Annotated in this window: 21 protein-coding genes; 11 read left to right on the top strand and 10 right to left on the bottom strand. The window is 54.7% G+C overall.

The features are described from left to right. The 3 genes from tauA to IV04_RS07855 all read right to left on the bottom strand — a co-directional run bounded on the left by tauA (position 1) and on the right by IV04_RS07855 (position 2,508). Positions 1-996, bottom strand: a complete 996-nt coding sequence (gene tauA / locus IV04_RS07865; protein WP_037402748.1) for a taurine ABC transporter substrate-binding protein — start codon at positions 994-996, stop codon at positions 1-3. 115 nt (positions 997-1,111) lie between these two features. After that, positions 1,112-1,894, bottom strand: a complete 783-nt coding sequence (locus IV04_RS07860) for a PhzF family phenazine biosynthesis protein (protein ID WP_037402749.1) — start codon at positions 1,892-1,894, stop codon at positions 1,112-1,114. 11 nt (positions 1,895-1,905) lie between these two features. Then, positions 1,906-2,508, bottom strand: coding sequence for a LysE family translocator (locus IV04_RS07855; RefSeq protein WP_037402750.1), 603 nt, complete (start codon positions 2,506-2,508; stop codon positions 1,906-1,908). Positions 2,509-2,625: 117 nt separating this feature from the next. Between IV04_RS07855 and IV04_RS07850 the strand changes: the two genes are divergently transcribed. From IV04_RS07850 to IV04_RS07840, 3 genes are all read left to right on the top strand, one after another. Then, positions 2,626-3,606: a hydrolase gene (locus IV04_RS07850; protein ID WP_037402751.1), complete on the top strand. Its 981-nt coding sequence runs from the start codon at positions 2,626-2,628 to the stop codon at positions 3,604-3,606. After that, complete coding sequence (locus IV04_RS07845; RefSeq protein ID WP_037402752.1) at positions 3,603-3,836, top strand: YheU family protein; 234 nt, start codon at positions 3,603-3,605, stop codon at positions 3,834-3,836. Before IV04_RS07850 ends, IV04_RS07845 begins: the two co-directional genes overlap by 4 nt. A 92-nt stretch (positions 3,837-3,928) precedes the next feature. Then, on the top strand, positions 3,929-4,798 hold the full coding sequence (locus IV04_RS07840) for a phosphoribulokinase (protein ID WP_037402754.1): 870 nt from the start codon (positions 3,929-3,931) through the stop codon (positions 4,796-4,798). A gap of 86 nt (positions 4,799-4,884) precedes the next feature. On the opposite strand, the gene IV04_RS07835 is transcribed toward IV04_RS07840, so the two are convergent. Continuing rightward, the gene (locus IV04_RS07835) at positions 4,885-5,292 is read right to left on the bottom strand and encodes an OsmC family protein (RefSeq protein ID WP_037402756.1); all 408 of its coding nucleotides are present in this window, start codon (positions 5,290-5,292) and stop codon (positions 4,885-4,887) included. A 382-nt stretch (positions 5,293-5,674) separates the two neighbouring features. Here IV04_RS07835 and crp point away from each other — a divergent pair, with 382 nt between their 5' ends. Both crp and IV04_RS07825 read left to right on the top strand, forming a co-directional pair. Then, a complete protein-coding gene (gene crp, locus IV04_RS07830) occupies positions 5,675-6,307 on the top strand; it encodes a cAMP-activated global transcriptional regulator CRP (RefSeq protein ID WP_004956281.1) in 633 nt (210 codons plus the stop codon). A 48-nt stretch (positions 6,308-6,355) separates the two neighbouring features. After that, entirely contained in the window at positions 6,356-8,431 is a 2,076-nt protein-coding gene (locus IV04_RS07825) for a YccS/YhfK family putative transporter (RefSeq protein ID WP_037402758.1), read from the top strand. A gap of 43 nt (positions 8,432-8,474) precedes the next feature. On the opposite strand, the gene IV04_RS07820 is transcribed toward IV04_RS07825, so the two are convergent. The 6 genes from IV04_RS07820 to ppiA form a co-directional block, all read right to left on the bottom strand. Continuing rightward, positions 8,475-9,692: an aspartate aminotransferase family protein gene (locus tag IV04_RS07820; RefSeq protein ID WP_037402760.1), complete on the bottom strand. Its 1,218-nt coding sequence runs from the start codon at positions 9,690-9,692 to the stop codon at positions 8,475-8,477. A gap of 131 nt (positions 9,693-9,823) precedes the next feature. Then, the gene (locus IV04_RS07815; protein WP_037402764.1) at positions 9,824-10,399 is read right to left on the bottom strand and encodes an aminodeoxychorismate synthase component II; all 576 of its coding nucleotides are present in this window, start codon (positions 10,397-10,399) and stop codon (positions 9,824-9,826) included. 58 nt (positions 10,400-10,457) lie between these two features. Then, positions 10,458-11,984 (bottom strand): helicase HerA-like C-terminal domain-containing protein, encoded by a 1,527-nt coding sequence (locus tag IV04_RS07810; RefSeq protein WP_037402766.1) that lies wholly within the window; start codon positions 11,982-11,984, stop codon positions 10,458-10,460. A 101-nt stretch (positions 11,985-12,085) separates the two neighbouring features. Next, positions 12,086-12,811, bottom strand: a complete 726-nt coding sequence (btsR, locus tag IV04_RS07805) for a two-component system response regulator BtsR (protein ID WP_037402769.1) — start codon at positions 12,809-12,811, stop codon at positions 12,086-12,088. Next, positions 12,811-14,496: a sensor histidine kinase gene (locus IV04_RS07800; protein ID WP_037402771.1), complete on the bottom strand. Its 1,686-nt coding sequence runs from the start codon at positions 14,494-14,496 to the stop codon at positions 12,811-12,813. Before IV04_RS07800 ends, btsR begins: the two co-directional genes overlap by 1 nt. A gap of 190 nt (positions 14,497-14,686) precedes the next feature. Next, positions 14,687-15,256: a peptidylprolyl isomerase A gene (ppiA, locus tag IV04_RS07795; RefSeq protein WP_037402774.1), complete on the bottom strand. Its 570-nt coding sequence runs from the start codon at positions 15,254-15,256 to the stop codon at positions 14,687-14,689. A gap of 316 nt (positions 15,257-15,572) precedes the next feature. Between ppiA and IV04_RS07790 the strand changes: the two genes are divergently transcribed. From IV04_RS07790 to tsgA, 6 genes are all read left to right on the top strand, one after another. Continuing rightward, positions 15,573-15,878: a PTS sugar transporter subunit IIB gene (locus IV04_RS07790; protein WP_037402776.1), complete on the top strand. Its 306-nt coding sequence runs from the start codon at positions 15,573-15,575 to the stop codon at positions 15,876-15,878. A gap of 16 nt (positions 15,879-15,894) precedes the next feature. Beyond that, positions 15,895-17,220: a PTS sugar transporter subunit IIC gene (locus IV04_RS07785; protein WP_037402778.1), complete on the top strand. Its 1,326-nt coding sequence runs from the start codon at positions 15,895-15,897 to the stop codon at positions 17,218-17,220. 25 nt (positions 17,221-17,245) lie between these two features. Then, positions 17,246-17,584 (top strand): PTS lactose/cellobiose transporter subunit IIA, encoded by a 339-nt coding sequence (locus IV04_RS07780; RefSeq protein ID WP_037402892.1) that lies wholly within the window; start codon positions 17,246-17,248, stop codon positions 17,582-17,584. Continuing rightward, positions 17,581-18,888: a 6-phospho-beta-glucosidase gene (locus IV04_RS07775; protein WP_037402780.1), complete on the top strand. Its 1,308-nt coding sequence runs from the start codon at positions 17,581-17,583 to the stop codon at positions 18,886-18,888. The genes IV04_RS07780 and IV04_RS07775 overlap by 4 nt, the downstream gene beginning before the upstream one ends. A gap of 45 nt (positions 18,889-18,933) precedes the next feature. After that, complete coding sequence (locus IV04_RS07770) at positions 18,934-19,917, top strand: LacI family DNA-binding transcriptional regulator (protein WP_037402781.1); 984 nt, start codon at positions 18,934-18,936, stop codon at positions 19,915-19,917. 195 nt (positions 19,918-20,112) lie between these two features. Then, a complete protein-coding gene (gene tsgA / locus IV04_RS07765) occupies positions 20,113-21,297 on the top strand; it encodes an MFS transporter TsgA (protein WP_037402782.1) in 1,185 nt (394 codons plus the stop codon). Positions 21,298-21,310: the final 13 nt, after the last annotated feature.

Genomic DNA, 21,310 nt, shown 5'->3' with positions numbered 1-21,310 from the left:
TCACGACTGCGGCGCAGCCTGTACCTGTTTAACGAAGCGATTGGTCACATAAGCACTGTAATCGCTGTCGACCTGCGGAATCTTGCCCTGCTGCTTAAGAAACTCGGCGGTATCGCGAATGGCTTTATTCACCGGCTGCCCAAGCTGAATGATTTGATCCGCGACTGGCAGATAGCGATTACCTTTCACCAGTAACGGCACCTGCTCTTCTGCAACACCACTCAAACGGGCAAGCGTACTGAGATGATAGTTATCCTTCAGCCACTGCTCCGGCTGCGCCAGATAGGCTTTTTGCGCGTTGAGCGCACTGGCGGCGAAAGCGGTCACCACCTCAGGGTGTTGCTCGGCGAAATCTTTACGCACTACCCACACATCCAGCGTCGGCGCTCCCCATTGGCCAACCTGTTCAGAGTCGGTCAACACGTTGCCCTGCTTGGCGAGTTCATTTACCACCGGAGCCCAAACGTAAGCACCATCGATATCACCACGCTGCCAGGCGGCAGCGATCGCCGGGGGCTGCAGATTAAGGATCTGCACTTGCTCCGGTTTGATGCCCCAATGTTTCAGAGAGGCCAGCAGGCTGTAATGGGTGGTGGAAATAAACGGCACTGCGATGCGCTTGCCGATCAGATCCTGGGGAGATTTGATGTCTTTCTTTACGACCAAGGCTTCGGAACTACCGAGCTGCGAGGCGATCAGGAAGACTTCAATCGGGAGTTTCTGGCTGGCGGCGACCGCTAATGGGCTGGAACCGATATTGCCGATCTGCACATCACCAGAGGCCAGCGCACGCAGCACGCCGGAACCGCTGTCAAATTTGCGCCAGTCAACGGTCGCACCAGACTGCTTGGCGAAACTGTTTTCCGCCTGCGCCACTTTGGCTGGCTCGGCGGAAGTCTGGTACGCCACGGTCACATCCAGCGCTTGGGCATTGGCCACACCAAGCGATAGAACCAGCAGCATCACGCTGCGTAATGAAAAGAGTTTGCCCGCCATATTGCCGCTCCGTTGATAAACTGCTGTTCAGTGGCTGACAGTTTTATCTGAGCGGAATCTGGCAATAAAGGAATAAAAAAATATTCTTTATTCCTTATGTGAATATATCTTCAGCCTAAAGCGTGATTTCACCCCGCAGGAAAATGCGCGCATAGCCCCCCAACATCGTGCGTTCCCCTTTCAGCTCACAGAACAGCTCACCGCCGCGTGCCGAAATTTGCTTGGCATGCAACTTATGGCGGCCAAGACGCGCCACCCAGTAAGGCATCAACGTACAGTGGGCAGAACCGGTCACCGGGTCTTCGCTGCGATCCAGCGAGAAATAACGTGAGACAAAATCCACCTCATCACCCGGCGCAGTCACAATCACGCCACACCCAAGTTGCTCGATCAGCTCTGGAATATCCGGCTGCAATGCCCGCACCTGCGCTTCGTGCTCTAATATCACCAGCATCGACGTCGCCTGCCACACCTCCAGCGGTTGAGCCCCCAGCAGGGCTGCCAGCCCAGCGGGTTCGGTCACTTTCTGCGGTGGGCGGGAAGGGAAGTCCAGAATCAACCGCTCGCGATCCTCAGCATCCCTGGTGACATGCAGTTCGCCGCTGGCAGAGCGAAAACGAATATCGTGCAATGCCGGATTGACCACGCTTAACAACACATGTGCTGTTGCCAGTGTGGCATGCCCGCACAAATCGACCTCACGCGTGGGGGTAAACCAGCGGATCCCATACATACCGCCTTCATCCCAGACAAAAGCGGTCTCGGGCAGATACAGCTCATTGGCGATCGCTTGCATCTGCTCCGTGGCCAACGGGTGTTCCAGCAGGCAGACGCCCGCAGGGTTGCCGCGCAAGCCTGCACCGATAAACGCGTCAACATGGAAGTAATTTTCGCTCATCCCTTTTTCCTCTAGTGCCAGATCAGCAACACACAGGCCGCCGTTAACAGCCCCATGGAAACGTTAAAAATTACCCAGGCTTTCTTGCTATGCAGCAAGCGGCCAATCACCGTGCCGAATCCCAACCAAATCACCCCGGCAACGATGTTCACCACGAACAGGCCAAAAGCGATCGCCAGAATGGAATGATTGTACTTTTCCCCCTCCAGGCTGAAACTCGCCACGGCTCCCAGCCCCATCAGCCAGGCTTTCGGGTTGAGGAACTGCAGCAGCCAGCCTTGATACAGGCGAATCGGCTTGGGCGGTGCCACATCGGTTTCCAGTGTTTCATAGGCAGCGGTGGCCACTTTCCACGCCAGCCATAACAGATACAGGCTACCGAGAATCTTCAGGATCAGGTGCAACGAAGGGTAAATCAGGATCAGACCGCCCACACCAAACGCTACCAGCAGCATAATACTCTGCATGCCGAGCATGATGCCGATCATCAGCCACAGCGAACGCATAAAACCGAAGTTAGCTCCGGAAGTGGTGAGCAGCATATTGTTTGGGCCAGGCGTGATTGCGGCAACCCACAGGAAGCCTAACATCGAAAGAAATAAACTCAGTTCCATGAAGCGGGTGCTCCTCACCCAAATGATTTTTTGCAGTATTATTGTTAATACATGACATTGAAGCTAACAGTGCGGTATTGATCACACAATAGCCGCCAACAAGATTTTTATTCAACTATGCATGAATCCTTTCGCCCTCTGACCGGGGCCAGTAATCCACATCTGCAAACCCTGCTGCCACGGCTGGTGCGTCGCCATGTCCTGGTGAAGCCCCACTGGCAACGGCTGGAATTGCCCGACGGCGATTTTGTCGATCTCGCCTGGAGTGAAGATCCACTGCAAGCCCTCAAGAAGCCACGCGTGGTGCTGTTCCACGGATTGGAGGGCAGTTTCTACAGCCCTTATGCCCACGGCCTGCTCAACGCCTGGAGTGAAAAAGGGTGGCTGGGCGTGGTGATGCATTTCCGTGGTTGTAGCGGTGTCCCTAACCGCAAACACCGTATCTACCACTCCGGGGAAACCGAAGATGCCCGTTTCTTCCTGCGCTGGCTGCGTAGCAACTTTGGCGAAGTGCCAACGGCGGCGGTAGGCATTTCTCTCGGCGGCAATATGCTGGCGTACTACCTGGCACAGCAGGGCCATGACAGCCTGCTGCAGGCGGCGGTTGTGGTGTCGGCACCACTGATGCTGGAACCTTGCTCTATTCGCATGGAACAAGGCTTTTCGCGCGTTTATCAACACTATTTACTGGGCCAGTTGAAGCAGAACGCCACGCGCAAGCTGCTGTATTACCCCGACACCTTGCCGCTGAACCTGCCGCAATTGAACAGCCTGCGCCGCATCCGCGAATTTGACGAAGTGATCACCTCGCGCTTGCACGGTTTCAACGGCGCTGTCGATTATTATCGCCGCTGCAGCGCTCTGCCCCTGCTGCCACAGATCACTACGCCACTGTTGATCATCCACGCGAAGGACGACCCCTTCATGACCGACGAAGTGATCCCCGATCTCAGCACGCTGCCAGCCAATATCGAATATCAACTAACCGAACGTGGCGGCCACGTCGGCTTTGTTGGCGGCACCTTGAAGAAACCGCAAATGTGGCTGGAGCAGCGAATTCCGGCCTGGCTTTCCCCTTTTCTGGAATCAACCACGTGATTATCCCTTGGCAACAACTTGAACCGGCCACCCTGGACAGCCTGATCGAATCCTTTGTATTGCGTGAAGGCACCGACTACGGCGAGCACGAACGCTCGTTGGAGCAGAAAGTGGACGACGTCCGCCGCCAACTAAAAAGTGGCGAGATCGTGCTGGTCTGGTCGGAACTGCATGAAACCGTCAATATTATGCCGCGCGGGCAGTTCCGTGCAGGGCAGGAAGAAATTTAGTCACTCCAACCTATGATTGGCAAAAAAAATCAGGTAACAATGGATTATCGCCGATCGACGTCCACGGGTTTACTACGGAGTGACAAACCATTATGTCTGCCAAACATCCTATCATTGCGGTGACCGGCTCCAGCGGTGCGGGCACCACCACAACCAGTCTGGCATTCCGCAAGATTTTCCAGCAGTTGAATATTCGCGCTGCCCAACTGGAAGGGGATAGCTTCCATAACTACACCCGACCAGAAATGGATGCGGCAATCCGCAAAGCGCGCGATTTGGGCCGCCACATCAGCTATTTCGGCCCGGAGGCCAATAACTTCAGCCTACTGGAACAAAGCTTCACCCAGTATGGCAAGAATGGTACCGGTCGCTCACGCAAGTATCTGCACACTTACGATGAAGCCGTGCCTTACGATCAGGTGCCCGGCACCTTCACGCCTTGGGAGCCGTTGCCGGAACCTACCGATGTGTTGTTCTACGAGGGGCTGCACGGTGGCGTAGTCGCCGATAAAGTCGACGTTGCCAAACATGTCGATCTGCTGGTGGGCGTAGTGCCGATCGTCAATCTGGAATGGATCCAGAAATTAATCCGCGATACCGGCGAGCGTGGCCATTCCCGTGAAGCGGTGATGGATTCCGTCGTGCGCTCGATGGAAGATTACATCAGCTACATCACACCACAGTTCTCACGCACCCATATCAACTTCCAGCGGGTACCGACGGTCGATACTTCCAATCCATTTGCCGCCAAAGCCATTCCTTCGCTGGATGAAAGCTTTGTGGTGATTCATTTCCGTGGTCTGGATCAGATTGATTACCCTTATCTGCTTGCCATGCTGCAGGGTTCTTTCATCTCGCATATCAATACGCTGGTGGTGCCGGGTGGCAAGATGGGGCTGGCGATGGAGCTGATTATGGCGCCGCTGGTGCAACGTCTGCTGGAAGGTAAAAAAATCGAATAGCTCCGAGGAGCAACAGCACTGACACCAATCGCTGTTACGGCGCAGCGATTGGTGCCTTGATGCCATCAGGGTTACCGCAGGCGATCTCAGGCAACTTCACAGATTTCAAAACTGTGGGTGACGCTGGCCGCTTTGCCCAACATCAGCGAGACCGAGCAATATTTCTCGGCAGAGAGATTAACCGCACGCTCAACGATTTTATCAGTCAGCCCCTTACCGGTGACGATAAAATGCAGGTTGATGTGGGTAAACAGACGCGGTGCTTCTTCGCGGCGTTCCGAGGTCAGTTTCACCTCGCAGTCACGAACATCGTTACGGCCCTTTTGCAGAATCGACATCACATCAATCGCACTACAGCCGCCCACCGACATCAATACCATTTCCATCGGGCTTGGCGCTTTATCGCCCGCGTTACCATCCATCAAAACCTGATGGCCAGACGCAGACTCCCCTAAGAATGTCAGTCCTTCTACCCACTTAACTCTTGCCTGCATTTTGTACACTCCAGTTAATTTCTCAAAATCAGGGTACGCTTTCGCATAGAAACTGGCAACGGAACCTGATGCTAATCATGCTGAAGCGAGACAATACAAGACACCCGCTTCACTCTGTGCTACAAACAGAGCCGCAATAACTCTTTCCAGGTCATCGATTTCAGGGAAATGTCCGAGGAAAGAACCCTATATTGGTATGTTAACAGAATGTAGCTTGCAGCACTTGGCGCAAGTTAATATGCTAAGGCACAAGCGTATTTCTATAACATGCCTCAAAACCTGTTGATAGCCACTCAATAAAACACCAGGCTATAAGCACGTTTTACAGGGAACTCTGACCCCTGTGATACAAGGCAGCGATAACAACAGAGGATAACAGCGAATGGTTCTCGGCAAACCGCAAACAGACCCTACTCTCGAATGGTTCCTGTCTCATTGCCATATCCACAAATATCCATCGAAGAGTACGCTGATTCACCAAGGTGAAAAGGCCGAAACGCTTTACTACATCGTGAAAGGTTCCGTCGCGGTGCTGATCAAGGATGAAGAAGGCAAAGAGATGATTCTGTCCTACCTTAATCAGGGGGATTTCATCGGTGAACTTGGATTATTTGAAGAAGGCCAAGAGCGCAGTGCCTGGGTTAGAGCGAAAACAGCCTGTGAAGTGGCTGAAATTTCCTATAAGAAATTCCGCCAGTTGATTCAGGTTAACCCGGATATCCTGATGCGCCTGTCTGCGCAGATGGCAAGCCGCTTGCAAATCACCTCAGAGAAAGTGGGTAACCTCGCCTTCCTTGATGTTACTGGCCGCATTGCACAAACCCTGCTGAACCTGGCAAAACAGCCTGATGCCATGACTCACCCGGATGGCATGCAAATCAAGATTACCCGCCAGGAAATCGGTCAAATCGTCGGTTGCTCACGTGAAACCGTCGGTCGTATTCTGAAAATGCTCGAAGATCAAAACCTGATTTCTGCCCACGGCAAAACCATTGTCGTCTACGGCACGCGTTAATCACCAAGGAAACGGCGTAGCGATACGCCGTTTTACCCCCCAAACCTGATGTGGCGGCGTCTGATCTATCACCCGGAAGTCAACTACGCACTGCGACAAACGCTGGTGCTGTGCTTACCGGTCGTTTTCTTCCTGCTGATGGGCAACCTGCAACTCGGCCTGCTGTCCTCTCTGGTGCCCGCCTGCTGCAACATCGCCGGGCTGGACACACCGCACAAACGCTTTTTCAAACGCCTGATGGTGGGCGGTTCCCTGTTTGCCCTCAGCAGCCTGCTGCTGCAACAGGCGTTGCTGTGGCATATTCCGTTGCCGTTGCTGATGCTGGCAATGCCCCTGCTGCTGGGTGTCAGCGGTGAAATCAGCCCGCTGCACGCCCGCTTGCTGCCTGCCGCGCTGGTCGCAGCCATCTTCTCGCTCAGCATGGCCGGACAAGTGCCGATCTGGCATACGCCGCTGCTGTATCTGGTTGGTACCCTGTGGTACGGGCTGTTCACCTGGTTCTGGTTCAAACTGTGGAAAGAACAGCCGATGCGCGAATCCCTGAGCCAGCTCTATCTCCTGTTGGCAGACTATTTTGAAGCCAAATACTCGCTGCTGACCCAACATACCGATCCCGAAACCGCTCTGCCACCGCTGCTCCAACGCCAGCAAAAGGTGATGGATCTGATCGGCCTGTTATATCAGCAGCTCAATTTCTTGCCCCATGCCAATAGCCAAGAGCAAAAGCGCCTGCGACGCACCTTTCAGGTAGCGCTCGACCTGCAGGAACACATTACTGTCAGCCTGCATCAACCAGAAGAAGTGCAAAAGCTGGTAGAACAGAGCCAGGCCGAAGCCATCATCCGCCGCAACGCTCAGGTGATTGCCGGGCGGTTGCGCGTGATAGCCAACGATATTCTCTATCACCAGCGTTCAACGCGTTTCAGCATGAAGAAGGAGCTGGCAGCGTTAGAAAAAGTGGCCACACAGCATGCCGACAATCCGGTTGGCCAGTTCTGTTTTTACCACTTCAGCCGTATCGCCCGCCTGTTACGCGCCCAGCGCCCACTGTATCAGCGCGATCTGATGGCCAACCAAACGCGGTTACCTTTCTGGCCAGCGCTGCTCAGCTACCTGTCGTTGAAGTCCAACGCCCTGCGCAATGCTGCTCGACTGGGCATCATCCTGGCGGTAGGCAGTAGCCTGGGGATGATTTTCCATCTGCCGAAGCCCTATTGGATCCTGTTGACCATCATGCTGGTCAGCCAGAACGGCTATAACGCTACACGCATCAGGATCCAGCACCGTGCGCTCGGGACGCTGGTGGGATTGGTGATTGCGGCTGGGTTGTTACAACTGCAACTGCCGTTGAACGCAACGCTGGGCGTCATGTTAGCGATCACGCTGGCTTCCTACCTGATCTTGCGCAAAAATTATGGGCTGTCGGTGATCGGATTTACCATTACCGCTGTGTATACCCTGCACTTGCTGTCACTGAACGGCAGCAATTTTCTGGTTCCGCGCCTGATCGATACGCTGATTGGCTGCGTGTTGACGTTTGGCGGCAGCATCTGGCTGTGGCCACAATGGCAGAGCGGCCTGCTGCGTCAGAATGCGCACCAGGCACTGGAGCAAGATCAAACCGCACTGCGCCTGTTGCTGAAAGAACCAGAGGCAGACTCCGCTACGCTGGCCTATGCCCGTATGCAGGTCAACCAGGCGCATAATACCCTGTTCACCTCGCTCAATCAGGCCATGCAGGAACCGGGATTTGAGTCGAATTATCTGGCAGATATGCGCTTATGGGTCACACACAGCCAGTTTATTGTTGAGCACCTGAATGCACTGACCATTCTGGCACGCGAGCACGACACCTTAACGCCAGAGATGGCAAAAGAGTATCTGCAAAGCTGTGAGATCGCCCTGCAAAGCTGCCAACAGCGGCTGGAATATGACGGCCCAAGCACCAGCAAGCTCATTATGCCGCCTCCGCTGCTGCATCCGGATAAGCCGCCCAGTGAGATGGAGCGCCACCTGTTGCGTATTCTTTCGCATCTGAGCGTCATGCACACCATTTCGTCGCTGGCCTGGCGCCAGCGCCCGCATCATGGCATTTGGTTGAAGCGGAAACTGCGGGAAAACTGAGATTGGCAGGAGCTAAATCTGCTGATCAGCTCCTGCAAAGCACTTAAGCGTTAATCACATCCTGTACCGCCAGTTCGAACAACGCCATCCCCTCTTCAATATCTTTCAGCTCCACCACCAGCGAAGGTGCGAAGCGAATTACGTTTGGCCCCGCGTTGAGGATCATCAAACCCCGCGCCGCCGCCGCAGTCAGGAAGTCCCGCGCTTTGCCGTGATATTCCGGCATCAGTTCCGCACCGATCAGCAATCCCATGCCGCGAATATCGCTGAAAATCCGGTACTTCTCGCCGATGTTCTGCAATGCCTGCACATACAGCTTGTGGCGCTGTTCAATGCCGCTCAATACTTCCGGCGTATTGATCACGTCCAGCGCCGCTTCCGCCACCGCACAGGCTAACGGGTTACCACCGTAGGTGGTGCCATGGGTGCCCACATGCATCACTGAAGCGATCTCTTCCGTGGTCAGCATCGCGCTCACCGGGAAGCCACCGCCCAGCGCTTTGGCGGTGGTGAGAATATCCGGCGTAATGCCGTAATGCATATAGGTAAACAGCTTGCCACTGCGGCCCATGCCGCTCTGCACCTCATCAAACACCAGCAAAGCCTGATGTTTGTCGCACAGCTCACGCACACCTTGCAAAAAAGCCGCATCCGCTGAGGTAATGCCACCTTCACCCTGGATCGGCTCCATCACCACCGCGCAGGTATGATCGTCCATCACCGCTTTCACCGCTGCCAGATCGTTGAACGGCACATGCACGATATCGGCTGGTTTCGGCCCGAAACCGTCGGAGTATTTCGGCTGGCCACCGACGGAAACCGTGAACAGGGTGCGGCCATGGAACGCGTTGTTGAACGCAATAATCTTGGTTTTGTATGGGCTATAACGGCTGATCGCATAGTGCCGCGCCAGTTTGAATGCGGCTTCGTTGGCCTCTGCCCCCGAGTTGGCAAAGAACACCCGATCGGCAAACGTGGCGTTGATCAGTTTGGTTGCCAAGCGCAGCGCAGGTTCATTGGTAAAAACGTTACTGGTGTGCCACAGCGTTTCGCCCTGCTGTTGCAACGCAGCCACCAAAGCAGGATGGCAATGCCCCAGCGCGGTAACGGCAATACCACCAGAGAAATCGATATACTCTTTGCCCTGCTGATCCCACACGCGGCTGCCCTTGCCCTTCACCGGCACAAATTGAGCGGGCGCATAAACAGGCAGGATAACCTGATCAAAGGTGCTGCGATCGACGGCGATTTTTTCGGTCATTATGGGCTCCATCCTGAAGTTGACTCAGCGTTATTGTTGTGATGATTTGAAAATATAGTCACAAAATATGCATAAAAAACCAATAAAGGGCAAACCAAAATCATCGGCAGTGGCAAAATAATCCTAACAAACTAATTTTTAAGGAAATTAGCCAGCAGTTGATGACCTTGCTCACTCAGGATGCTTTCCGGGTGGAACTGCACCCCTTCCAGTGCCAGCGTCCGGTGGCGAATGCCCATGATCTCATCCCGCTCACCGTTGCGCTCACTCCAGGCAGTCACCTCAAAGCAGCTTGGCAAGGTCGCCGCCTCCAGCACCAACGAATGGTAGCGGGTCACGGTCAGCGGGTTATTCAGGCCGGTAAACACGCCCTGATGGTTGTGACGAATGGCGGAGGTTTTGCCATGCATGGCTGCCCGGGCACGCACCACGTTGGCCCCCAATGCCTGGCCGATCGCCTGATGCCCAAGGCAAACCCCGAGGATCGGCAACTTGCCAGCAAAGTGGCGAATAGCCGCCAGCGAAATGCCCGCCTCGTTCGGCGTACAAGGGCCCGGAGAGATGACTAGATACTGCGGAGCCAGCCGCTCGATCTCGGCCAGTTGCAGTTCGTCGTTACGCTTTACCAGCACCTCTGCACCCAGTTCGCAGAAGTACTGATAAAGGTTATAGGTAAAGGAGTCGTAATTATCGATCAACAGCAGCATGTGACTTCCAACAGAAAAAATGCTGCGCTAGTTTACTGCCGCAACCAATAATGTCAGCCTACTTTTTGCGGCCCCCCATGATTGAGCCTAAAACGCCACGCAGGATCTGGCGGCCTAAATCGCGCGCCATGCTCTTGGCTGCGGTCTGAACAATACCATCGCGTTTCCCCCCGCGCGGGCCGGTGGAACCAAACAGAATGTCGTTCAATCCGTCCATCAGCCCGCCACCGCTTCCCTGCTCCGTCGCCGATTTAGGTGCCGTTTGATCGGGCTGGGGTTTGCCCATGGTGGCAAAACCTCCGACAGAAAGCTTCTCATAGGCGGATTCGCGATCCACTGCATCCTCGTAACGCCCATATAACGGCGATTTATTGATGGCGCTGTTCAGCCCTTCGGCCCCCAGCATACCCATTTTCGATTCAGGAGCGATCACCATCGCCCGCTCCACCACGTTAGGCCGCCCTTTCTCATCCAGAAAGGACACCAACGCTTCCCCTACGCCTAATTCGGTAATCGCCGTTTCCGCATTAAAGGCCGGGTTGGCGCGCATCGTTTGGGCCGCCGCCTTCACCGCTTTCTGGTCACGCGGTGTAAAAGCGCGCAGCGCATGCTGAACGCGGTTACCGAGCTGGCCCAGCACGCTGTCTGGGATATCCAGCGGATTCTGGGTGACAAAATAGATCCCCACCCCTTTCGAACGGATTAACCGCACCACTTGCTCGATTTTGGTCAGCAAAGCCGGTGGCGCATCGTTAAACAGCAAGTGGGCCTCATCAAAGAAAAACACCAGTTTCGGCTGCTCGGGGTCGCCGACTTCGGGTAAATGCTCGAACAATTCAGCCAACAGCCACAGCAGGAATACCGAATAGAGTTTCGGTTGGTTAATCAACTTATCTGCCGCCAGCAGATTGATGATACCGTGACCGTTAGCATCGGTTTTCATCAGCTCGTTGATATCCAACATCGGCTCACCAAAAAACTGATTGGCTCCCTGCTCTTCCAGCGTCAGCAAACCACGCTGGATCGCGCCAACCGAGGCAGAAGAGATATTGCCATATTGAGTCTGGAACTGTTTGGCGTTATCCCCAACATACTGCACCATTGCCCGCAAATCCTTCATATCGAGCAGCAACAGCGCATTGTCATCGGCGATTTTAAAGATCAGTTGCAGCACGCCGCTTTGCACCTCGTTCAGATCCAACAGGCGGCCCAACAACAGCGGGCCAAGATCGGAAACGGTGGCACGGATTGGGTGACCCTTTTCGCCAAAAATATCCCACGGGATCATCGGGCAGGCTTGTGGCTGCCAGTCGGTGACACCAATGGCCGCCAGCCGTGCCTGGAGTTTTTCGGAAGGCACACCTTCAGCCGCGATACCTGATAAATCACCTTTGACATCGGCCAGAAACACCGGAATACCAATGCGCGCGAACTGCTCCGCCATCTTTTGCAGCGTTACCGTTTTACCGGTTCCGGTCGCTCCGGTAATCAGGCCATGGCGGTTGGCTAAGGCGGGCAAAATCACCAGTTCCTGTCCCGGTTTCCCATCGTGCATTGCTTTGGCAATAATCCGTGCTTCACTCATGTGCTGTTCCTTTGGTCTGAGACGACGCAAAACACCCGTTGATGCTATTAAAGCTATAAGTAGGACGAAATACCGTCAAGGCATGCCCTCAGAGACGCCGCTTAACCGCGCAGCCCCAACTCTTCTTTCAGCGATTTCAGATAGCGGCGGCTGACCGGCACCGGCTCGCCCACTGGCATAATCATCTCCGCCGCACCGCTTTCCTCAAAACGGATCTCTCTGACCTGCTCGAGGTTAACCAGATACTGCCGGTGACAGCGCACCAACGGCGTGCGGCTTTCCAGCGTGCGCAGCGTCAGTTCAGTGAAACATTCCATCCCATCATTACGAACCACATACACCCCGGTCGAACGCGAACGGATCGCGATCACCTCATCAAAGCGCAGCAGATAGATGCGGCTATGGCCGGTGCAGGGAATATATTTCAGGTAGCCAGCGCTCTCTTCCAGCGCGGCGACATTCTGCGGTGCTCGGCGCTGGTGCAGGCGCTGCAACGTCTTGTTCAGCCTGGTCGCATCGGTCGGCTTCAACAGGTAATCGAACGCATGCTCTTCAAAAGCCTGCACGGCGTATTCGTCGTACGCCGTCAGGAATACGATATACGGCATGCGGTTGGGATCGAGCATCCCCACCATTTCCAGCCCGCTGATACGCGGCATCTGAATATCCAGAAACACCACGTCCGGTTGCAAACGGTGGATCTGGCTGATGGCTTCAATCGCATTGGCGCACTCGCCGATAATCGTCACGCCCTCTTCTTCTTCCAGCAGATGGCGCAGGTTATCGCGGGCCGACGGTTCATCATCAACAATCAATATGGTTAACATCAGGCAGCCCTCGCCAACGGCACGCTCAAGGTAATGCAGGTAAAGGTTTCAGCCTCGCAGGCGACCTGTACCCCGTAATCTTCCCCATAGCGCACGCGGATCCGCCGATCCACCAGGTTCATTCCCAAGCCGCTGCCGCCCGCCTGTGGGCAAAACAGCCCGGCATTGTCGGTCACCTGCAGCAACAGATGTTCCCCTTCGCGCCGAGCGCCAATATCGATCCGGCCAATCCCCAACAAGTGTGAAGTCCCGTGCTTGATGGCATTTTCTACAATCGGCTGCAGTGAAAAGGCAGGTAATCTCACCGCCAGCAACTCTTCCGGCAGCGAAACGTTAATCTCCAACCGATCGGCAAAGCGGGCCTTTTCTATCTGCAAATAGGCATTCACATGCTCAAGCTCATCCGCCAGACTCACTTCATCATCGGAGCGCTTCAGGTTTTTGCGGAAAAAGGTGGAAAGGTATTGCACCAGTTCGCAGGCTCGTTCGCCGTCGCGACGAATCACCGCCACCAGCGTATTTAACGCATTGAACAGGAAGTGCGGGTTCACCTGGGCGTGCAGCAGCTTGATTTCCGACTGCGCCAACAGCTGTTTATGCCGTTCATATTGCCCCGCCATGATTTGTGCCGACAGCAGGCTGGCGATCCCTTCCCCCAAGGTACGATTGATGGTGCTGAACAGTTTGGTTTTGGGTTCGTACAGCTTGATAGTACCGATCACCTGCTGATTCTCGCCACGCAGCGGGATCACCAGCGTCGACCCCAGTTTGCAACTGGCGTTGATTGAACAGCAGTAAGACAGTTCGTTACCATCGGCATACACCACTTCATTGTGATCAATCGCCCGGTGAGAATGCACCGAAGAGATCGGCGTCCCCGGCAGGTGGTGATCGTCACCAATGCCGATAAAAGCCAGCAATTTGTCACGGTCGGTGATCGCCACGGCACCAATGCCCAACTCCTGATAAATGACGCGCGCCACCTTCATGCTGTTTTCCTGGTCGAACCCTTGCCGCAAAATACCTTCGGTGCGTTCGGCGATCTTCAGCGCTTTTGAAGAAAAGGCGCTGGTGTATTTCTCAAACATCGCCCGCCGATCCAATAGGATCTGCATAAACATCGCAGCCCCAAGCGTATTGGCGATCAGCATCGGTAAAGCAATATGTTCCACCAGCAGCAGTGCTTCCGGGAATGGTCGGGCAATCGCCAGGATGATAACCATCTGCAGCACTTCGGTGCTTAACGCCACCCCTGCCACAAACAGGGGGTTGAACAGCAGATCGATACGCCCGCGCCGCATGGCAATACTGTGTACTATGCCGCCCACCAGCCCTTCGGCCACCGTCGACACTGCACAGGCCACATCGGTCATGCCCCCGAGGGTGTAGCGGTGCAGGCCGCCGGTCAGGCCAACCAGAAAGCCAACGGAAGGCCCACCGAGCAAGCCGCCCAATACGGCACCGATCGCCCGGGTATTGGCGATCGAATCCTGAATGTGCAAACCGAAGTAAGTGCCCATGATGCAGAATACGGAGAAAATGACGTAGCACAGCAGCTTGTGTGGCAGGCGGATGGTGACCTGCATCAGCGGAATAAACAGCGGTGTCTTGCTTAATAAATAGGCGATAACAAGATAAACACACATCTGCTGTAACAGCAGCAAAACCTGGTTGAATTCATACATAAACAACAGCTCATCATAAACAACAAAGGCAGATAACTAAAAGGTCTGGTTATGGGCGCTGATTAGAGCATGCCAAGAGGAAGAAAACAGTGATGTAGGCAAAGCTTCGGTGGGAAGAGAACAAGCCAGCCGCCAAGCGGAAGCTAACAGACTTGGAGCTGTGGCCAACTCCAAGTCATAAGAAGGGGGTTTATGGCAGCACTTTGGCCGACAGGATGACGACGGGTGTGGTTGGCACGTTCTGGTAAGGCCCTACGTTGCCGGTTGGCACCTGGGAGATCTTGTCCACCACGTCCATCCCTTTCACCACTTTACCAAATACCGCATAACCGAAATCACGCTGGCCATGATCGAGGAAGGCATTATCCGCCACGTTCAGGAAGAACTGGCTGGTCGCGCTGTCTTTATCGGCAGTACGCGCCATGGAAATAGTCCCGCGCAGATTGCGCAGGCCGTTGTCAGCTTCGTTCTTGATTGCTGCACCGGTCGCTTTCTGTTGCATATCCGCCGCGAAACCACCGCCCTGAATCATAAAACCTGGGATCACACGGTGGAAAACGGTGTTGTTGTAATAACCGCTGTTCACGTAGTCGATGAAGTTCTTCGTAGAAACGGGAGCTTTCTGGCTGTCGAGCGCTAATTCAATATTGCCTGCCGAGGTGGTCAGCATCACGCGGGTTTCACCGGCGGCTAATGCAGCAGGAGCCGTTGCTATCAGGGAACACAGCGCAACGAAGGTCACTAAAGTACGTTTGAACATGAACGGGTCCTTTCTCTAAGAGACAAACAACGGAAAAGCGCCTTGATTCTAAAGAGCTCCCCCTGATAGCGCCAGCCATTTACCAATATTTAAGTAATTGCAGGATATTTCTTACTCAGACTGCTTTTTGGCCTGCCGACAGTATGATCGCCGTACTCATTTTTGCCAAGTGGATCACGCATTTTTTACCCTCTTCCTCTTCCACTTATTTTTTGCGACTTAACTCCCGGTTTGATTCTGTAATCTGGTTACGCTTATTCAATGAGAGCGCTCTCATTTAGCGCTAATAAAACATAAGAATAACGGGGGAGCTAAAGTGATGAAGATTGTGCTGTGTTGTGCCGCAGGAATGTCCACCAGCATGCTGGTCAAGCGCATGCAAGCCGAAGCGCAGAAACGTGAACTGCACCTGGAGATCGTCGCAGTACCGGCTGCTGATTTCGAGGCCGAACTGCCCACCGCGAACGTTGTCCTGCTGGGGCCACAGGTGAGATACGAACTGGCGCGCTTCAGCAAACTCGCGGAACCCCATGGCCTGCAGGTCGCCGTCATCGACATGATGGATTACGGCACAATGCGTGGCGACAAAGTGCTGGAACACGCCCTCAGCCTGATTGACTGACTCTGCGGAGAGAACCATGAGCCTTTACGCTTCTCTGATGCGCGTGGTGGAAAACCATGTTGCCCCGCTGGCTGGGCGGATCGGTAGCCAGCGCCATATTATCGCTATCCGCGATGGTTTTATTTCCGCCATGCCGTTCCTGATTGTCGGCAGTATTATGCTGATCGTCGCCAACCCGCCGTTTGATGCCAATACCACTTCCGGTTTCGGGCAGGCATGGCTGAGTTTTGCCAAAACTCACTGGAATACCATCACCATGCCATTCTTTATGACCATGGGTCTGATGAGCGTGTTCGTTGCGATTGGCACTGCCTACAGCCTGGCCAAACACTACGGCCTGGATGCCTTGACCGCCGGGTTACTGTCGCTGATGGCATTTCTGCTGGCGGCAGCACCGCAGGTTGATAATAAGATGTCGCTCGATTTTCTAGGCGGCCAAGGGGTATTTACCGCCCTGATCTGCGCGATCTGGTCAGTTGAACTGATTCGTCTGCTGAAAAAGTACCGCATTACCATCCGCATGCCGGAACAGGTGCCACCGGCAATTGCGCGTTCGTTCGAACTGCTGTACCCGGTAGTGGGCATTCTGCTGACGGTGTACCCGATCAGCATTCTGATGCAGAGCGAATTCCAGCTTCTGCTGCCGGATGCCATTATGCATCTGTTCCAGCCACTGATTTCTGCCAGTGATACTCTGCCTGCCATCCTGCTGGCCGTGCTGATCGCCAACCTGCTGTGGTTTGCCGGTATTCACGGTGACAACATCGTGACCGGCCTGCTCAACCCAATCTTTATGGCTAACCTGGCGACCAACGCTGCGCTGGTCGCGCACGGCGCAGCCAGCACGCAAACCCTCACCGCGCCATTCTGGTCGTTCTATGTCTGTATCGGCGGCTCAGGTTCCACGCTGGTGCTGGCTTTTCTGTATATGCGTAGCCGCTCTATTCATCTGCGCACCATCGGCAAGCTGAGCGTGGTACCCGCCGCCTTCAACATCAATGAACCGCTGCTGTTCGGTTCACCGGTAGTGATGAACCCAACGCTGTTTATCCCGCTGATCGTCGTCCCGATGGTCAACGCGACCTTGGCCTACTTCGCGTTGAACTGGGACTTGGTGGAAAAAATGGTTGCGATGGCCCCCTGGACCGCACCAGCCCCGCTAGGGGCGATGATCTCTGCGTCTTGGGATGTCCGCGCGGCGTTACTGGTGCTGCTCTTGATGGTGATCGATCTGGCGATCTGGTTGCCGTTCTTCAAAGTGTATGAAAAACAATTGCTAGAGCAGGAACAGCAGCAGGCCACCGCTGAACCTGAAGCCGCCGATACCGCTGCCGCGCAGTAACAGGAGAAATGACGTGACGGAATTGATGGCTGATGTCAGCCCGGATTTTGAAAGCATCATCATGGAATTGCTGGTGTTCGCGGGCAGTGCCCGCAGCAGCGCACTGATGGCGTTGCAACAGGCGCGTGCCGGTGATTTCGCCGCCTCGGCTGCGCATATGGCCGAATCACAGCAAGCGGTAAAGCATGCGCATCATATTCAAACCCAGCTTATCGGCCTGGACGAAGGCTGCGGCAAGCTGCCGATCACCCTGATCACCGTACATGCACAGGATCACTTGATGAACGCCATGGTCATTCAGGACTTGGCTGGCGACATGATTGAACTTTACCGCCGTCAGGCGCAACAGGAGACCCATTCATGAGTTCGTTGAAAATTGCCATTATCGGCGGCGGCAGCAGCTATACGCCGGAACTGGTGGAGGGCCTGATTCAGCGTATTGCGGAGTTGCCGGTGACCGAACTGGCGTTGGTCGACGTCGAGCCAGGCCGCGAAAAAGTGGCGATCATTGCGGCGTTGACTCAGCGCATGTTGGCACGTAACGGCTTGGAGCAGGTGAAAGTCAGCGTGCATTTCGAGCTGGACGAAGCCATTCGCGGGGCCAAGTTTGTGCTGACGCAACTGCGCGTCGGCCAGTTGCCCGCGCGCGCTGCCGATGAACGTTTAGGCCTGAAATACCGCCTAATCGGCCAGGAAACCACCGGCATCGGCGGTTTTGCCAAAGCACTGCGCACCATACCGGTCATGCTGAACATCGCCCGTAAAGTGGAACAATTGGCACCGAACGCCTGGATCATCAATTTCACCAATCCGGCAGGCATCGTGACCGAAGCGGTTTCGCGTTATACCAAAGCGAAAATCATCGGCCTGTGCAACGTGCCCATCAGCATGCACCATATGATTGCCAATATGCTGCAAGCTCCTTACGACCAGGTGCAATTGCAGTTTGCCGGGCTGAATCACCTGGTTTGGGTACACAAAGTGCTGCAAAACGGCCAGGACGTCACCGGCAACGTGATCGACATGCTGTGCAACGGCGCGACATTAACCATGAACAACATCAAAGAAGAGCCGTGGCCGCCGGAGTTCCTGCGGGCGGTCGGTGCTATCCCCTGCCCTTATCATCGTTATTTCTACCAGACTCAGCAGATGCTGGCAGAAGAAACCGCCGCCGCAACCGAGCGCGGCACCCGTGCAGAACAGGTGATGCAGGTGGAGCAAGCGCTGTTTGAACTGTATGCCGATCCGCATCTGGACAGCAAACCCGAGCAGCTCAGCTTCCGTGGCGGTTCGTTTTATTCGGAAGTCGCGCTGGAACTGATTCGTGCGATTCACAATAATCTCGGGACGCAATTAGTTGTCAATACCGCAAACCGTGGCGCTATTGGTGGTTTGCCAGACGATGCTGTGATAGAAACCAACTGCGTCGTCGATGCTCAGGGCGCACACCCGCTCACTTTCGGCAAGCTGGCGGAATCGATGCACGCGCTAACCCAACAGATAAAAACCTACGAGCGCCTGACAATTGAAGCCGCCGTACACGGCGATCGCCGCAGTGCTCTGCTGGCCCTGGTGACCAACCCGTTAATCGCCAATGCCCAGATTGCCCAACCGCTGCTGGAAGAAGTATTAGCGGTGAACCAGGCTTATTTGCCGCAATTTAAATAGCACATCGCACCTAAAACAAGGGGACATATAATCAGGAGCAGAATAATGGTGACACTGGAAGATGTTGCAGCGTTAGCCGGAGTATCTCGAGCCACCGTCTCGCGCGTGGTCAATGGTGACAGCAACGTAAAACTCCTTACGCGTGAAAAAGTTGCCAAAGCGGTGGCAGAACTGGGTTATACCCCCAACCCGGCAGCCAGAGCGCTGGCCTCCAGCCACAGCAATACGCTCGGCCTAGTCACCACGTCTTACCGTGGTGGATTTTTTGGTGCGCTGATGGATTTTGTACAAACCGAGGCAGAATCACACGGCAAACAACTGCTGGTCACCCAAGGGCGCAACAGCGCTGAGAACGAACTGTTGGCCATTCAACGCCTGTTCAGCCTGCGTTGCGACGGCGTGATCCTGCACGTGCGTTTTCTTTCTGACGATCAACTCCGCCAGTTAGCCACAGAGCAGCAGCGCCCTTTTGTGTTGCTGGATCGCCTGGTGCCGGGCCTAGAGGAACGTTGCGTGACGTTTGATCACGTGCGCGCCAGCCAGATGGCGACACAAGCGCTGATCGATGCTGGCCACCAGCGCATTGCCTGCATCAGCGGCCCGATGCAGCGCGCCTCTAGCCAATTGCGGCTGCAGGGTTTCCTCAACGCGATGCAGGCCGCCGATCTGCAACCGGTGGATTGCCTGGCGGGAGTTTACGATCTGCAAAGCGGCTACGACTGTGCCGACCAACTGTTGCGCCGCGCAACGCTGCCAAGCGCTATTTATTGCTGTAATGAAGAAATGGCCATTGGTGCCCTGCTGGCGATTAACGAGCACCACCTGCGCGTACCGCAGGATATAGCACTGATCTGCTATGACAGCGGTGAGCGTGCGCCTTTTGTACGCCCGGCTCTCACCAGCGTGCATTTCCCCATCACTGAGATGGCGCAATATGCTACCCGCCGGTTAATCAATCCACTCACGCCTGCGGTGGCGTTTGAACCCATTGTGGTGCGCCGCGACTCGATCGCGACGATTGCAATATAGATCACAAGGATATTTTTTTAATTTCACTTTTTTGCATCGTAAAGAAGATTTCCATCACAAAAAATCCCGTAAGCTATTGCTAGGATCCACATTCTGGTGACCTGAACGGGATTCTCTCTGTCTTTCCAGCAAAAACCAGTGGCCTTGCGCCAGTTTTGAACCTCAACCGCAACAGTCATCAATCAGGCCTATACAATGAATGACAGCAACCGCATCCGGCTAACATGGATCAGCTTCTTTTCTTACGCGCTGACCGGCGCTTTAGTGATCGTCACAGGGATGGTGATGGGCAACATCGCAGAATATTTCAATCTGCCGGTTTCCAGCATGAGTAACACCTTTACCTTTCTTAATGCCGGTATTCTGATTTCGATCTTCCTCAATGCCTGGCTGATGGAAATCATCCCATTGAAACGCCAGTTGCTGTTTGGCTTTGTCCTGATGCTGCTGGCGGTGGCCGGGCTGATGGTCAGTAAAAGCCTGACCCTGTTCTCACTGTGCATGTTTGTGCTTGGCGTCGTCAGCGGCATTACCATGTCGATCGGCACCTTCCTGATTACCCATATGTACGCTGGCCGCCAGCGCGGTTCGCGCCTGCTGTTCACCGATTCGTTCTTCAGCATGGCCGGGATGATTTTCCCGATCGTCGCCGCCATGCTGCTGGCTCGCAGCATCGGTTGGTACTGGGTTTATGCCTGTATTGGCCTGCTGTACGTGGCGATCTTCTTGTTAACTCTGTGCTCCGAGTTCCCGGTGCTCGGTAACCAAGGGCCGGAAAATGCTGAGCCAGTGGTCAAAGAGAAATGGGGGATCGGCGTGCTGTTCCTGTCGATCGCCGCGCTGTGCTACATCCTCGGCCAGTTGGGTTTTATCCAGTGGGTACCGGAATACGCCACCAAGTCCTTCAATATGGATATCGGCCAGGCAGGTAAGCTGGTGAGCGATTTCTGGACATCCTATATGGTCGGTATGTGGGTGTTCAGCTTTATCCTGCGCTTCTTTGATCTGCAACGTATCGTGACCGTGCTGGCGGCGTTGGCAACGGGTGCGATGTACCTGTTTGTCAGCAGCGATAACCCACAATACCTGGGTTACTACATTATGGCTTTGGGCTTCGTTTCCAGCGCCATCTACACCACGCTGATTACCCTCGGTTCGCTGCAGACCAAGGTTTCTTCACCAAAGCTGGTCAACTTTATCCTGACCTGCGGCACCATCGGCACCATGTTGACCTTTGTGGTGACTGGCCCGCTGGTGGCTAAAGGCGGCGCACACGCAGCGCTGACCGCCGCGAACGGCCTGTATCTGGCGGTGTTTGTGATGTGTCTGCTGCTCGGTTTTGTCACCAAGCATCGCAGTCATGGGCATGTAACTCACTAAGTTTTGATGATTA

The sequence above is a fragment of the Serratia sp. Ag1 genome (assembly GCF_000743355.1).
Taxonomy (GTDB): Bacteria; Pseudomonadota; Gammaproteobacteria; order Enterobacterales; family Enterobacteriaceae; genus Chania.
The sequence above is the reverse complement of the archived record's forward strand: the minus strand, read 5'-3'. Positions and strand labels throughout refer to the sequence as shown.

Excerpts from the sequence above, each read along its gene's own strand:
- btsR (WP_037402769.1), bottom strand. The coding sequence starts at position 12,811 with ATGTTAACCATATTGATTGTTGATGATGAACCGTCGGCCCGCGATAAC.
- IV04_RS07835 (WP_037402756.1), bottom strand. The coding sequence starts at position 5,292 with ATGCAGGCAAGAGTTAAGTGGGTAGAAGGACTGACATTCTTAGGGGAG.
- IV04_RS07785 (WP_037402778.1), top strand. The coding sequence starts at position 15,895 with ATGAGCCTTTACGCTTCTCTGATGCGCGTGGTGGAAAACCATGTTGCC.
- crp (WP_004956281.1), top strand. The coding sequence starts at position 5,675 with ATGGTTCTCGGCAAACCGCAAACAGACCCTACTCTCGAATGGTTCCTG.
- IV04_RS07810 (WP_037402766.1), bottom strand. The coding sequence starts at position 11,984 with ATGAGTGAAGCACGGATTATTGCCAAAGCAATGCACGATGGGAAACCG.
- IV04_RS07815 (WP_037402764.1), bottom strand. The coding sequence starts at position 10,399 with ATGCTGCTGTTGATCGATAATTACGACTCCTTTACCTATAACCTTTAT.
- IV04_RS07860 (WP_037402749.1), bottom strand. The coding sequence starts at position 1,894 with ATGAGCGAAAATTACTTCCATGTTGACGCGTTTATCGGTGCAGGCTTG.
- IV04_RS07855 (WP_037402750.1), bottom strand. The coding sequence starts at position 2,508 with ATGGAACTGAGTTTATTTCTTTCGATGTTAGGCTTCCTGTGGGTTGCC.
- IV04_RS07780 (WP_037402892.1), top strand. The coding sequence starts at position 17,246 with ATGGCTGATGTCAGCCCGGATTTTGAAAGCATCATCATGGAATTGCTG.
- IV04_RS07820 (WP_037402760.1), bottom strand. The coding sequence starts at position 9,692 with ATGACCGAAAAAATCGCCGTCGATCGCAGCACCTTTGATCAGGTTATC.
- ppiA (WP_037402774.1), bottom strand. The coding sequence starts at position 15,256 with ATGTTCAAACGTACTTTAGTGACCTTCGTTGCGCTGTGTTCCCTGATA.
- tauA (WP_037402748.1), bottom strand. The coding sequence starts at position 996 with ATGGCGGGCAAACTCTTTTCATTACGCAGCGTGATGCTGCTGGTTCTA.
- IV04_RS07825 (WP_037402758.1), top strand. The coding sequence starts at position 6,356 with ATGTGGCGGCGTCTGATCTATCACCCGGAAGTCAACTACGCACTGCGA.
- IV04_RS07770 (WP_037402781.1), top strand. The coding sequence starts at position 18,934 with ATGGTGACACTGGAAGATGTTGCAGCGTTAGCCGGAGTATCTCGAGCC.
- IV04_RS07775 (WP_037402780.1), top strand. The coding sequence starts at position 17,581 with ATGAGTTCGTTGAAAATTGCCATTATCGGCGGCGGCAGCAGCTATACG.
- IV04_RS07840 (WP_037402754.1), top strand. The coding sequence starts at position 3,929 with ATGTCTGCCAAACATCCTATCATTGCGGTGACCGGCTCCAGCGGTGCG.
- IV04_RS07800 (WP_037402771.1), bottom strand. The coding sequence starts at position 14,496 with ATGTATGAATTCAACCAGGTTTTGCTGCTGTTACAGCAGATGTGTGTT.
- tsgA (WP_037402782.1), top strand. The coding sequence starts at position 20,113 with ATGAATGACAGCAACCGCATCCGGCTAACATGGATCAGCTTCTTTTCT.
- IV04_RS07850 (WP_037402751.1), top strand. The coding sequence starts at position 2,626 with ATGCATGAATCCTTTCGCCCTCTGACCGGGGCCAGTAATCCACATCTG.